General features: G+C 35.5%; 14 protein-coding genes. 5 read left to right on the top strand and 9 right to left on the bottom strand.

From position 1 onward, the window contains the following. Positions 1 to 26 precede the first annotated feature (26 nt). Positions 27 to 200: a hypothetical protein gene (locus tag LC095_RS20835; RefSeq protein WP_169908222.1), complete on the bottom strand. Its 174-nt coding sequence runs from the start codon at positions 198 to 200 to the stop codon at positions 27 to 29. A 335-nt stretch (positions 201 to 535) separates the two neighbouring features. Between LC095_RS20835 and LC095_RS20830 the strand changes: the two genes are divergently transcribed. From LC095_RS20830 to LC095_RS20815, 4 genes are all read left to right on the top strand, one after another. Further along, the gene (locus LC095_RS20830; protein WP_226530001.1) at positions 536 to 1,468 is read left to right on the top strand and encodes a LysM peptidoglycan-binding domain-containing protein; all 933 of its coding nucleotides are present in this window, start codon (positions 536 to 538) and stop codon (positions 1,466 to 1,468) included. 289 nt (positions 1,469 to 1,757) lie between these two features. Then, positions 1,758 to 1,901 carry an FbpB family small basic protein gene (locus LC095_RS20825; protein ID WP_253958147.1) on the top strand — a complete coding sequence of 48 codons (144 nt, stop codon included), beginning with the start codon at positions 1,758 to 1,760 and terminating at the stop codon, positions 1,899 to 1,901. After that, positions 1,901 to 2,287, top strand: a complete 387-nt coding sequence (locus LC095_RS20820) for a sporulation protein (protein ID WP_226530000.1) — start codon at positions 1,901 to 1,903, stop codon at positions 2,285 to 2,287. Before LC095_RS20825 ends, LC095_RS20820 begins: the two co-directional genes overlap by 1 nt. Before the next feature lie 407 nt (positions 2,288 to 2,694). Then, positions 2,695 to 2,964, top strand: coding sequence for a YkvA family protein (locus LC095_RS20815; RefSeq protein ID WP_226529999.1), 270 nt, complete (start codon positions 2,695 to 2,697; stop codon positions 2,962 to 2,964). A gap of 188 nt (positions 2,965 to 3,152) precedes the next feature. On the opposite strand, the gene LC095_RS20810 is transcribed toward LC095_RS20815, so the two are convergent. The 6 genes from LC095_RS20810 to LC095_RS20785 form a co-directional block, all read right to left on the bottom strand. Further along, entirely contained in the window at positions 3,153 to 6,233 is a 3,081-nt protein-coding gene (locus LC095_RS20810) for an efflux RND transporter permease subunit (RefSeq protein ID WP_226529998.1), read from the bottom strand. Between the two features lie 149 nt (positions 6,234 to 6,382). Then, positions 6,383 to 6,955, bottom strand: a complete 573-nt coding sequence (locus tag LC095_RS20805) for a TetR/AcrR family transcriptional regulator (protein ID WP_226529997.1) — start codon at positions 6,953 to 6,955, stop codon at positions 6,383 to 6,385. Positions 6,956 to 7,118: 163 nt separating this feature from the next. Continuing rightward, a complete protein-coding gene (locus tag LC095_RS20800) occupies positions 7,119 to 8,048 on the bottom strand; it encodes a manganese-dependent inorganic pyrophosphatase (protein ID WP_226529996.1) in 930 nt (309 codons plus the stop codon). An 85-nt stretch (positions 8,049 to 8,133) separates the two neighbouring features. Next, on the bottom strand, positions 8,134 to 9,024 hold the full coding sequence (locus tag LC095_RS20795; RefSeq protein WP_226529995.1) for a 50S ribosomal protein L11 methyltransferase: 891 nt from the start codon (positions 9,022 to 9,024) through the stop codon (positions 8,134 to 8,136). 249 nt (positions 9,025 to 9,273) lie between these two features. Continuing rightward, positions 9,274 to 10,125: an NAD-dependent epimerase/dehydratase family protein gene (locus LC095_RS20790; RefSeq protein ID WP_226529994.1), complete on the bottom strand. Its 852-nt coding sequence runs from the start codon at positions 10,123 to 10,125 to the stop codon at positions 9,274 to 9,276. A gap of 12 nt (positions 10,126 to 10,137) precedes the next feature. Further along, positions 10,138 to 11,085 (bottom strand): aldo/keto reductase family protein, encoded by a 948-nt coding sequence (locus tag LC095_RS20785; RefSeq protein WP_226529993.1) that lies wholly within the window; start codon positions 11,083 to 11,085, stop codon positions 10,138 to 10,140. A 158-nt stretch (positions 11,086 to 11,243) separates the two neighbouring features. On the opposite strand from LC095_RS20785, the gene LC095_RS20780 reads away from it, so the two are divergent. Further along, a complete protein-coding gene (locus LC095_RS20780; protein ID WP_078432946.1) occupies positions 11,244 to 11,561 on the top strand; it encodes a winged helix-turn-helix transcriptional regulator in 318 nt (105 codons plus the stop codon). A 70-nt stretch (positions 11,562 to 11,631) separates the two neighbouring features. Here the strand turns inward: LC095_RS20780 and trpB are convergent, their stop codons facing one another. Both trpB and LC095_RS20770 read right to left on the bottom strand, forming a co-directional pair. Next, positions 11,632 to 12,798, bottom strand: a complete 1,167-nt coding sequence (gene trpB / locus LC095_RS20775) for a tryptophan synthase subunit beta (RefSeq protein ID WP_226529992.1) — start codon at positions 12,796 to 12,798, stop codon at positions 11,632 to 11,634. Between the two features lie 105 nt (positions 12,799 to 12,903). Next, positions 12,904 to 13,794: a peptidylprolyl isomerase gene (locus tag LC095_RS20770; RefSeq protein ID WP_226529991.1), complete on the bottom strand. Its 891-nt coding sequence runs from the start codon at positions 13,792 to 13,794 to the stop codon at positions 12,904 to 12,906. Between the last annotated feature and the right edge of the window lie 234 nt (positions 13,795 to 14,028).

Below are 14,028 nucleotides of genomic sequence, written 5' to 3'. Positions count from 1 at the left end.
TTCGCTGCGTTATATTAAGAAATCATTTAGTTTGATTGACTATTTGTTTCCCCTTTTAATAGGTTAAAATCTGCAACTGGCATCGTAATGATTTTCCCGCCAATCTGGATATGAACGGTATTATCAAAGATTGCTTTTACAATTCCTTTTAATGATATTGTTGAGTCAACAGTAATCGGATTTTTTATATTAGCTTCCATTCTATGACACACCTTTCTATTAAAATAGGTTTGTGTGAAACGAATATAAAGTGTTTCAACCAATGATCGTTTTCAATCATCTATAAGTAAAAATGATTATATGCTTTATTATAAACGGCTAGAACCCAAAAGTCTCTTGAAAAGACTCAAAAATAATCAACAAAAAGCTCCAATTTTCATCATATTTAAAGTCCACAAAAATTAGGCTCATCCATTTGAAACGATATGAGCATTCATTTCGTCTAATGTACTAAGTACGGCATCTTGAAAAGAACATGTAAATTGACCTCACTCTTCCACTCATCCGTATATAGAATAAATATTGGGGGATTAAAATGAAGACAACGAAAGGTATCATACAATTAGCAGCTTTAACATTGGGATTAACGGGTATGTGGGGTATTTCCGGTGCAGAAGCTTCAACACATTATACGATAAAAAAGGGTGATACACTTTATCGTATTGCTGAAAAAAACGATATGACAGTACCGCAATTAAAACAACTTAACAACCTCTCTTCCTCACTCATTTATCCTGGTAACACATTAACCATCCCAACTATGATTACCATCAACAAAGGTGATACACTCTACAGTTTTGCCAGTAAATATAACACTACTGTACAACAATTAAAATTCCTTAACCAACTTTCTTCAAATACAATTTATGCAGGAGATAAGCTCATCATTCCTACAACTGTTACAGTAAAAAAAGGTGACACCTTATACAGTATTGCAAACAAGTATGGTTTAACAGTGAAAGAATTAAAAACCATCAACTATTTAACCTCTGATTTGATTAAAGTCGGTCAAATTCTAAATGTCGCTCAAGCAGGGACAACATCCTTCACTCCAAGGAATTACCAAGCATCTGAAATCATGATCAGTGCTTCTCCTATAGAAGGGTACAGCTTTGATGCTGAAGAACCTAGACGTTTTATAATAAGTTATGACAAAAATGGTGAATATTTTTCCAGAATTGAAGTGTTGGATGCAAATGCCAATATGAATGAGATAAAGGAAAACTCAAGGGCATACTTAAAGGATTATAAGATAACCGAATATCCAACTAGAACAAGTTCACACCCATTCTATCAAGATGCTGAATTTTTTCTGCATGGAACCTCAAGTAAAACCCAAGTGAATATTGTCATGAAAAAAGTAGATGGTGTTTGGATGCGTATGACGATTCATTATTTAAACAAAGAGGAGTCAGAAGGGATCACTCCAAAAATGATTGAAGCATTACAAACAATTAAGGTCAAATGACCTTAAAATCGTAACAAAACTGTAACATTAAAACAATTGACGATAACAGTTAAATACTTTAAGATTAACTTAATTAAATAAGTCGTTCTCCTAAAGGGGAGTAGCTTTTACAACAAAGTCGTCATTACAGAGTGAATCGCTCTCGGCTTCGTTGGCAACCTTAACGTTGTTAGCAAGACCTTTACTATTTTTGGTAAAGGTCTTTTATGTTTTCTAAATAAACCTTTACCATGACGGTAAAGGTTTTTCTTTTATACCTATAGGATAACGAATAAAGGAGATCACTATATTGGTAAAAAAACTATCAATGGAAGAATTAATTAAGAAAAACAAAGAAGAGCTTCTTAATGATAAAGATCAACTAGATAAAATTGAAAAACGCCTTGAACAAAAATATGTCAAACAAAGCGAATATATTGGAGGAGATAAATAATGTTACTGAGGAAATATATGTCCCTTTTAGGTGTTGGTTCAGCTGTGATTGACCTAATTCTACCAAAAGACACATATAAACGCGGTGATTTAATTAAAGGTTTTTTCCACCTTAAAGGTGGTACAATTGAGCAACAATTAAAAAGGATTGATAGTGATCTTGTTTTAATTGATAGTAATACAGATATAGAGAAAGTCATTGATACAGCGACGATCTTATCATCAAAGCTTATTAATCCTGAAGAAGATAGCAAGGTATCATTCACCTTTAAATTACCAGAAGATATCCCAGCTTCAACTGATCGTATTTCATATCGATTTAAAACCCGGCTTACTTTTAATGAAGGTGTTGAAAGTAGAGACCAGGATATCATTAAGGTCATATAAGATTATTAAATTTGAAAGGGCGATGAAAGATGTAGAAAATCCATTTCTTCTTCATATTTTATAAACAAGGAGAAATGATTTGCATTGACACATAGGCATATAAAATCTCTATTTTCCCCACCTTAACGGGCAGTAAAACTCCTAACGAAGATTCTTGAAGCAAAAAAAATAAGTTGGGAGATAACTGCCCGTAAAGGTCCGATAAGTCTCGCTAACCATCAGTGGGGATGGAGATAACTCCACTGATGGAAGTCTCACTATATAGGGATAGTGCTATTAACGATTTTCGAAACAAAGCTTGTTGCCTCACTTACGTTAGAGGTGAAAAATCCCCCAAGATTCCATCAAAGTCTTGTTACTACGATCCAAAGCTTATCGTTCAAACCATAAAGGGGTGATTAATATTGATGAAACGATTAAAGAGACTTAAGTTTATCATTACTTTCTGGAGATTCCTTCCGTTTTTAAAGGAGTTCTTCTTCTCCGAACAAGTAGAATCTCACAAAAAGATATTGGGAACTTTACTCATTCTCACATACGCTTTCTTCCCATTTGATTTAATTCCTGATTATATTTCATTTTTAGGAATTGTGGATGATGTTGTGATTGCGACATTTGTGCTGGATTGGATGATTAAATTGGCTCCGGAGTCATTGAAAGAGAAATATAAACTCTAGTTAGGTATGAAAAAAACGTCCTTCATATCACTATGAAGGACGTTTCTGTTTGTTCTCTCTTCCCTTTTGTCCTTCATCACCGGCATGAAGAACATTCCTACTATCATTCTCTTCCCTTTTGTTCTTCATCACTCATCTATAAAACCAGGCGGGAATGTCACGCCTGATTGTAGTAGAACCTATAATCCTTATTCAGCTACCATTTTCTCTTCAACCTTTTTTCTCTTGATCACAGTATAAAAAGCAGGAACGAATAGTAATGTGAAAATAGTTGAAAAGAAAATCCCGGAAATAATAGAGATTGCTAGTGGGGTGAATAAAACATCACCACTTAATGCAACCGGAATGAGTGCTCCCATCGATGTCACAGCTGTTAATAGAACAGGTCTTAACCTTGCCTCTCCTGACTCAATAACTGCATCTATTAAATCTGCCCCTTCTTTAAGTCTTTGGTCCATAAACTCAATAAAAACTGTTGCATTTCTTACAACAATTCCAGCTAGTGAGACAATTCCCATCATTGCCATAAAGCCTAATCCTGTCTGAGTAATAAACAGCCCAATAACTGCTCCAGAAATAGCCAAATAAACTGTACTCATGATTAATAGTGGAATTCTTAATGAATTAAACTGAACAACCATTAGTATATAAATCAGAAACACGACAATAATAAACAACTTACCAACCTCTATGAAAAAGTCGGTTCGGGCAGAGGATTCACCACCAACTGAAACATCAATAGATCCAGACTTATACTCTTCCGCAAGTTGGTTGATTTCTTTTTCAACCTCTGATTTTTGATCTTCATTTGGATACGTTCTAATTGTAACTGTACGTTTGCCATCATTATGAGGAATAAACTGAATCTCTTCCCCTTCATTTACAGTAATCAAGTTTGATAATGGAACAAGCTCAGGTGGACCCTGTAAGGCAGTGACTTTTGAAGGTAATTCTATCTCTTCAAGATTCATATCCTTACCTTGTTCTACACCAGCTATTCTTATCGAAAAGTCTCTGCTTTGTGTCCCATCATCGTATGACCCCATCGGAACACCATCCGTTAATAAGCGAATTTGCTGGCTAATTTCATTTGTTGAAATTCCATGTTTTTGCATTTCCTCTCGATTCGGTGTGTAGACAACAGTCGGACGTGATTTTCCCACATCATCGATCACGGCACCATTGCCTTCAATCTTTGAAAGATCTTCTTTCATATTATTTACAGTATCCACCAGCTCTTGCAACTGGTCTCCGGAGACTTTTATGGCAATTGGCGCACCAACAGGTGGTCCTGCTTCAATTGTGGACATGGAAATAATCGCATCAGAATATTTATCTCTTAATGTATCCTCCCACTTTTCAATGGTTTCTTCAGCAGATTGAGATTCTTTGTCTACCCTAAGAACCAATTGACCGCTATTTTCTCCTGGATTCGACATAACACTCCCAAATAAACCAGGTTCTCCTGTACCAACAAACGTAGTAACTTCATAAATGGTTGAATCTTCTTTCTCCAAATATGTTTTCATATTAGATAAATATATTTCTGTTTGTTCTAACGTTTTTTCAGGAGGTAAAGTGACTGAAACAGTTACTTCTTCCCGATCTGCACTTGGAAAAAAGACTACAGGGATAAATGGAACTAATCCATATACTAATGTACAGAAAGCTAGAACAAGAAAGCCAATTCGCAGTGGAAATCTAACAATTTTCTTCAAAATCTTTTCGCTATACCAGGCAGCAATTGAATGTAATGGTTTATCTAATAATCCTTCTCTTTGTTTAGCTTTCACAGGTTTTTTTTCAGTTTGTTTCTGTCTCCAAACTAAGAAGATAGGAACTAATGTTAATGCAATGATTGTTGATCCAATGATTGCTGTTATAAGTACTGTTGGTAAAGATCTAATGAAGGCTCCATTAGATCCTCCAATAAATGTTAGTGGAAGAAATGTAAATACAACTGCAAGCGTTGACGTAATAATAGAGACTCTTACCTCTTTTGCTCCTCGTAAAGCTCCCTCCAATGGACGATCACCTAGATTGTACCTTCTTCTAATATTATCGCTAATGACAATTCCGTCATCTACTAAAATTCCAAGTGCTATAATCATGCCTATAATTGAGATCTGATTCAAGTCTACATCCAGATAAGGAAGTGGGATTAATCCCAGTAGAATGGACGTCGGGATAGCAATTGCAACAATTAAGGCTGAATTTGCACTTAGCCCTAACACACTAACCAATATAACGACAATAATGGATATTAAAAATGATAAGCCTAGGTCATTAAAGATCTTCCCGACAATTGTATCTTGGGTATAATAATCGTCTAACTCGATTCCACTAGGTAAATCTTTAGCAAGCTCCATTACCTTTTCATCAACCATTTTATGAAGTGAAGGGATATCAACACCTGGTTCTTGATGAATTGTCATTGAAATGGCAGAAGTATCTTGAAAGGTAACAAGGTTCGGCTTTTCTTTTGGCACAAGCTTTAACACACCTATATCACCAACAAGAATTTCATTCCCCTCCTCATCTACCTTAATAAAGACTTTTTCAACCTCTTCAATTGTATTGATATGATCGATTAATAACTGCTTTTTTCCTTCTTCCAGTTCTTGACTACCTAATGGAGTTATATTTAATTCATTGTTGATTGCCTCTGTAATGTCTGGAAAAATAATTCCCATTTCTTTCATTTGATCAGAGTCGAGTATTAGTTCATACTGTTCCTCAGGAAGTCCTTTGAATGATACCTTACGAACACCCTCAATTTCTTCTAACTCCTTTTTCCAACCCATCATTAGCTCTGTTTGACTTTGTAAAAGTTGCCTATCATCACTTATTAAATGATAGGAGGAGAGAGTTCCTGCTGAAATATCTGAATTTACCTCAGGTATCATGACATTCTCGGGAAGTGATTTACTCACATCAGCAACACCTTGCCTTACCTCGGACAAAATTTGATTACGGTCTTCCTTATCATCCAATTCAAGGACAATATTAGAAATGCCTGATCCTGAAACAGATGTCATTTCACTTATACCTTTGATACCTTCAAGCTCTTCTTCTAGCGGATTGGTTACCGTTCTTTCAACTAATTCTGGATTTGCCCCGGGGTAAACTGTCGTAATTGTGCTCACATTTACCGAGACCTCAGGAATTTCCCGCTTCGGTAATTGTAACGCAGTTAATGCACCGATAATAATTAATAATAGTAAAAAAGTTATCGTAATCTTAGGGCGTTTTATGAATGTATCAAACATAAAGTACTCTCCTCTTTTCCTTTATATTATTTTTGCACATATGACCAATGGGTACTAAGAAATTAGACAACCATACCGATATCCCTCTATTAAACCGGATCACACACTGACCAATGGGTACTATTGAAGCAGAAGGAACTTCTTTTTCATTAAGGAACGTTCCTTTTACACCCGTTTATAAAGAGATCAACTACAAATAAAACAGTTTTTAACAGATTTGAGTAATCATAATGTTGATCAAAGAAAATATCACGTTTATAATTTTCAAGCATACCTATAAATGCTTTAGCATGCTCACTTGCATTTTCAATGTTTTCTTCTTCCATAACAGATGTCACATATTCATGGTAGTGATCGAGAAATTCGTGTAAACTTTGAATCATTTTTGGGTCATTGTTGTAAGCTTGTAAGTATTTATTCGGAGTATGGCGATCATTATAAAAAACAGCTAACTGCTCCTCAGCAATACAAATTAGTTTTTCCTTCAAAGTTGAAAATCTGGATACCTTTTCTTCAATCATTTTAAGATAACCACGAAATCTATGCACATGTGTCTCAATATATAACTCATCCTTTGAAGAATAATATAAGTAAATGGTGCCCTTTGATACGCCAGCCAGTTCAGCAACTTCGATCATTTTTGTATCATAAAATCCTTTTTTCCCAAATACTTGACTTGCTGCAAGTAATATCTTTTCCTTTTGATCTTGCCCTCTTGTCAAAACGAAACCTCCACTCAAAACCAATTGGTCAATTCAACTATATTATGCTATCCTCAAAAGTTCAATTTCTAATGTGCTGAACTTTTTTACATCTATATGGCAACAGATTTTTTCTCAATAAAAAGCCACATTCCAAGTTTATTGAAATGTGGCTCTGACATTATTATTTACTAAATGCTTCTGTTAAGACAGGAACAATTTGCTTTTTACGTGATACAACACCTTGTAATGTCGCTTGATTATTATCTAATGCCACATTAAATGCCTGCTCTACTTTGCTTGCTTGTTGACCGATTGCAACAGCAACTGAATCATTTGTTAAAATATCCGTTACAACAAATAAGAATAGGTCTAAGCCTTTTTCTGACACAACATTGTTAAGTGCTGCTTCAATATCTGCTTTATTTGCAAGAACGTCGTTTGTATCAACAGCATTTACTTGTGCAATTTCGACTTTGCTAGAACCCATTTGGAATTCTTTTGCATCTAATGAGATTAATTGCTCAACTGATTTATCACTTAAATCAGCACCGGCTTTTAACATGTCTAAGCCATAAACATTTGCATCAACACCAGCTATTTCAGCTAATTCTTTAGCTGCATCGATGTCTTCTTGAGTGCATGTTGGAGATTTGAATAATAAAGAGTCAGAAATAATGGCTGAAAGCATTAATCCTGCAGTTTCTTTTTCAATTTCTACACCATGTTCTTTGTAAAGCTTATTTAAAATTGTTGCCGTACAACCAACTGGTTCAGCACGATAGTACAAAGGATCACTTGTTTCAAAATTTGCAATGCGGTGATGATCAATTACTTCAAGAACACGAACTTCATCGATATCGTCAGCACTCTGTTGACGCTCATTATGGTCAACTAAAATAACTTCGCCTGCTTCTCCGGCTACTTTCTCTACTAAACGTGGAGCATCTTTTTTGAAGAAATCAAGTGCGTATTGAGTTTCACCACTTACTTCCCCTAAACGTACAGGTTCAGCGTTTTGTCCGATTTTATTTTTCAACTCAGCGTATGCAATCGCAGAACAGATTGTATCTGTATCAGGATTTTTGTGACCAAAAACAAGTACTTTTTCCATAATTAACTCCTTTACACATTGAAATATACTCTATCATATCATAACTACTATGGTTTAATTAACTATGATTTGTGAAAAAATTGTATTAATCTCTTTTAAAATGGATGGAAACCCATTCATTTGTTTGTGATTTTTCTTCAATAGAGAAGCCACCTTTAGCGAATACATTGTTTAAGTCATCAAGATGCCATTCCACAAGCCCTGATATAAAAAAGTCATCACTATTTTTAAGAAGATTATGTCTTTCAATAATGCTTATCGTTTCATTCGCTCCGATATTTATCAAGATTAAATCATAGTATTCATTAATCTCATAATCTCCTGTGATTAAATCCGCTTGAACAACCTGAAGATCATTTGTTAAGTCATTTAGCTCCGCATTATGGTAAAGTTCACGTGCAACCTCCTCATAATCAACTGCAACAACTTTATCTGCTCCTTTTAAAGATGCCGCAATTGCAAGCATACCAGAGCCTGTACCAAGATCAAGAACGGATTTACCCGTAAGTTCCTTATTAAGAACCATACGTAAGCATCCTTGTGTTGTTTCATGTAGACCTGTACCAAATGCCGCAAGAGGATCAAATTTCAATACATGCTTGTCATCGTATTCCTGTTCTGAGCTAGGATACTTTATGATCCATCCATTTCCTAAATCAATGTCCTCAAACTCATAGGATTGCTCCCAATTTGTTTCATCGTATGTTTTATATGTAATGTCATCTCTAGAAATGGAAAGAGTTGCTTCTAATAAAGGGTAGTATGCTTCCGGTAGATGGTCTACCTCCTGATCACTTGCATAAATTTTCAGTTCAACAAGCTGATCTTCTTTTTCCTCATACCCATAGCCATTTTGTACCTTAATAATTTCAATAGGTGATTCATAGTATAGATTGTAAATACCTGCTGCATTAAGCAAATCAGTCACTTCATTGATCTCATTAGAAGGTACATATATTGAAAATTCATGTAACATTTATCGATTCCTCTCTTTATGTAGCTTTTTTTTATCACTACAATTGTCCATACACAGTTTAATATACAATGAAAGAGGATAGCAAATTGTTTTTGTTAATATTTTTTGCAAGTAATGGTTACAGCCCGAAAAAGCCGGAAATTTTTCAAAAATCCAGGAAAATCTTTTACCTTTTATGGAAAACTATCATCGACATATTCAGCGCACATCCACTAAAAAAACCTAGCTTTAAGCTAGGTCAATTTAATATTAGTTTTCAACTTCCACATAATCACGCCATCTATGCTTAGGTTGCCAATTTAATAGTTTCTTTGCCTTTTCATTTGAAAACAAAGTTTCATACCCCTGTAGTGGTCTTCTAATTTCTGCATCAGGATAAACAGTTTCCATCAACTGATGACTTTCGATATTAACGCTCGTTTCATCTGCAGCAATATTAAGAGCAACTGAACCTAGCCCTTCTGCTTCAATTGCTAGTCGGAAAGCGGTTGCTGCATCCCTTGCATCAATATAACTCCACATAATCACCTTTCGTTGTTCAGGATCATGTATAAAACTTGGAAAGTTGTTATACATATGAGGAGCAATAATATTTCCAAGTCTCAATGAAACAACTTGGAGGCCTGTTCTTCGATGAATCATATCAGCTGTTTGTTCATTTACAATTTTAGATAACCCGTAGCTATCTTCCGGTAATTGTGGATGATCTTCATCAAGTGGTACATATTGTGGTGAAAGCTCTTTTAGCGGAAACACCAAACCATATGAGGACTCACTTGAGGCAATGACCGCTTTTTTGACTCCCAATGTTCCGGCTGCTTCCAATACATTATAAGTAGACATCACATTGTTTTTAAATGTTACTTCATTAGGATGTGAGTATGCGACTGGAATTGCTGCTAAATGAACCACAGCATCTGCTCCAGCTAATACACCATACACTTCTCCTAAATTTTGCAAATCTACTAAGACCGTTTTACATATAGGTTCTGTTGGATATGTTCTATCTGCATTTACGACTTCATATCCATTATTAAGAAATTCCTTTATAACGGATGATCCTAGTAATCCGCTCCCACCGGTTACGACGATTTTTTTCATTCGTTCACATCCTTATTTTAAAATTTCTTCGATTTGTGAAAGAACACCACCTGGTAATGTCACATCAGACCCTTTTGCATTTTCTATGATTTGTTCAGGTTTAGTTGCCCCTACAAGAGTACTTGCAATACCAGGTAAACGAAGTATCCACGCAATTGCTAATTGTGACAAACTAATATTTAATTCCTTCGCAATCCCATCTAATTTTTCTACCTTTGATAAAACCTCATCTGTTAAAAGCCTGTTCATATGCATGTTCGATTTCGGATCAGTAGCACGACTTCCTTCAGGAGCACGATTACTTAAACTATATTTCCCAGTTAATAATCCTTGAGCTAATGGAGAGAAAACAATTTGACTAATTCCATGTTGCTCACTAACCGGCAAAACTTCATCCTCAATATAACGATGTAACATACTGTAATTAGGTTGGTTAACGACAATTCGATCCAATAAATATTTATCAGCTGTTCCAATCGCTTCTTGAATTTGCTGTGCTGTCCATTCACTCACACCGGCATATAAAATTTTTCCTTGACGTACCAAATCATCAATTGTGCGTAATGTTTCATCAACAGGTGTTTCTGGGTCATAACGGTGACAGTAATAAATATCCACATAATCTGTTTTTAATCTATTTAAACTTGCATGCAGTTGCTCAAATACATGCTTTCTTGATAGACCCCGATCATTCGGTCCTTCACCCATCGGCCAAAACACCTTAGTAGCCAACACGTATGAATCACGACGATACTTCCCTAAAGCCTCACCAACTACTTTTTCAGATTCCCCTTTGGCATAAACATTCGCTGTATCAAAAGAATTAATTCCTAAATCATATGCTGTTTCAATTGTTTTTATCGCTTTATCATTTTCCGTAGAAGCTCCATATGTGAGCCAGCTTCCCAAGCTAACTTCACTTACTTTAAGCCCCGATCTTCCAAGTCGTCTATACTTCATTCAACCCCATCCCCTTTATAATGTATGAATTAATAGAAAACGTTTACATTTTTAAATTATAAATTTTTTGAAGATTGTATACAAGTACTGAAATTTTGTTGATATAATTAAAAACAAGTAATCTACTATACTTTTTATAGTAACTATAAGGGGGTACTATGGAAAAAGTAAATGAACTACATATTGAATGTTCGATTGAAAAAGCACTGAATATTATTGGTGGAAAATGGTCTTTTCTTGTCATTAAACAGCTTTTTGATGGCACAAAACGATTTGGTGAATTACAACGGGCTATACCGAAAATTAGTCCAAAGGCATTAACAGATACTCTTCGCCATTTAGAAAATCATCAGGTCTTAACTAGAGAAACATTTGCAACAGTACCTGTTACCGTGGAATATACATTGACAGAAAAAGGCCATTCTCTTCATCCTATGATTAAAGAAATGAAAAAGTGGGGTTCACATTGGGGATAAAACCGTAACAAATAAGGTCCAGCAGAAAAAGGATTCGATGATTCGAACCCTTTTTTTGTTTAACAATTTTTCACTTTTTCAACATATTGTAAACCTGTTCAACATCCTTATCTCCGCGCCCTGAAAGATTTACGATAATTGAGTCTTCTGATCCTAGTTGTTTTGCCAGCTTCATTGCATACGCAACGGCATGTGAACTTTCAAGTGCCGGAATAATGCCTTCTACTTTTGACAAAATTTGAAATGCTTCTAAAGCTTCCTCGCCTGTTACTGTTACATATTCAGCCCTGTTTGTTGTTTTCAAATAGCTATGTTCAGGTCCAATCCCCGGGTAATCCAGTCCTGCTGCAATCGAATAAGTAGGCTTTGGTTCTCCGTTTTCGTCAAGCAATGTTAAGCATTTAAAACCGTGAATAACAGCGGGTTTCCCTTCAGTTAATGAAGGAGCTTCCGCAGGTTCTACTCCAATTAATCGTACTGCTTGTTCATCAATATAATGAGCAAATGCCCCGATAGCATTACTGCCTCCACCTGCACAAGCAATGACTGCTGCCGGCAGCTTTCCTTCCTTCTCTATGATCTGCTTTTTCGATTCTTCACTAATGATGGATTGAAAATGCTTGACCATTGTTGGGAAAGGATGTGGCCCAACGGCAGAGCCTAAAAGATAAAAGGTATTTTCATAGTTTTGAACTAAATCATTTAAGGCTGCATCTACCGCATCTTTTAATCTACCTTGCCCCTTATCGACTGACACTACCTTTGCCCCTAAAAGCTCCATACGAAATACATTCAATGCTTGTCGTTCAGTATCTAATTTTCCCATATAGATCGTGCAATCCATACCACCAACGATCGCACAAGCAGTTGCTGTTGCAACTCCATGCTGGCCGGCACCAGTTTCTGCAATAATTCTTGTTGCTCCCATTCGCTTTGCTAATAATATTTGTCCGATTGCATTGTTAATTTTATGTGCCCCTGTATGGTTTAAATCTTCACGTTTTAAATATATTTTGGCTCCACCTACTTGCTTCGAGAGATTTTCCGCATATGTAAGTGGGTTTTCCCGCCCAATATATTCTTTCATATAGTATTGAAACTCTTGAATAAACTCAGGGTCGTTTTTATATTTTTCAAAGTTTTCATCTAGTATGGTTAAAACATTTTTTAAATCATCCGGAACAAAACTACCACCAAACTCACCAAAATATCCTTTTTCAATAGTATGATTACTCATCAACGCTTCTCCCCTTTGTTTAAAAATATGAAAATTCAGATTTTATCTATTATTATATCATTGTTTATATTTAAGCCATAACAAAAAAGAGCCACCGGGGCTCCTTTATTCTTCTGATAGGTAGTTCTTAACATCATATTCTTTTTGTTTTTCCTCTAACCATGTTGGATATTCAGTTGTCATTTTCTCGTCTAGTAAAATTCCTTTTATTTCTTCTTTACTCTTTTCAAAGTTTGCTTCTGCGGCTTCTTGAGTGTCGGTTACTTTAATAATATGATAACCATGTTCCGTTTTAACCGGATCACTTATTTCATCTACTTTCATTGAGAAGGCCGCTTCTTCAAATTCAGCCACCATACTTCCTTCACCAAAGAACCCTAAATCTCCACCTGATTCAGCTGAAGCTGTGTCTGTTGAATACTCTTTTGCCAGCTTAGCAAAGTCTTCTCCATTATCAAGTTTCTCTTTTACTTCTTTTGCTGTTTCTTCATCCTCAACTAGGATGTGACTTGCTTTTACCTGCTTCGTTTGTGCAAAAGAGTCTTTGTTTTCATCGAAATACGTTTGCATTTCTTCTTCAGTAATTTCGATTTGAGGTTCTAAGAGTTTTTCAATTTTAAGATTAACTTCAATATCTTCTTTAATATCATCCTGTGTTAATCCACTTGCTGTTAATTGTTGTTCAAATGTTTCTTCTCCACCATAAGAGTCAATCAACTCTTGCAGCTCTGCGTCTATTTCCTTACTTGAAACGGTTACCTTCTCTTTTTCCACCTCTTGATTAATCAGGTTTTTTGTAATAAGTGTATCTAAAGCCGCTTCACCGTTTTGTTCAACAAAAAATGTATATAAATCGTCCTTTGTCAGTGATTCACTACCAACCTTAGCGACAACATCGCTGCGAGTTGATAAAAAGATAAAAACAGCAATAGCTGCTATTATTAGGACTGCTAGAATAGCTAATGTTTTTTTACTTGCAAATATTTTTTCAATCATCAAATTCTCCTCAATCTTAGTTATTGTTAACCTTCATCCCTCTGCTATCTACTATAAGAGACAAGTATGGGATAAATATGTACGAATTATGGGAAATTGTAAAAACAAGCCCAAGTTGTAGAGTAGAGAACTGATTTCTAGGGGTAGCCTTTCGGCTACCTCTTTACTTTCAGCTCCCCCTCATCAAACCGTACGTGAAGTTTTCCCTCATACGGCTTTCCGACGTTCTTTTTC

Origin of the sequence: Metabacillus niabensis, assembly GCF_020524345.1 — a bacterium.
GTDB classification, from domain to species: Bacteria; Bacillota; Bacilli; order Bacillales; family Bacillaceae; genus Metabacillus; species Metabacillus niabensis_B.
This window is presented reverse-complemented; position numbering and strand designations above follow the sequence as displayed.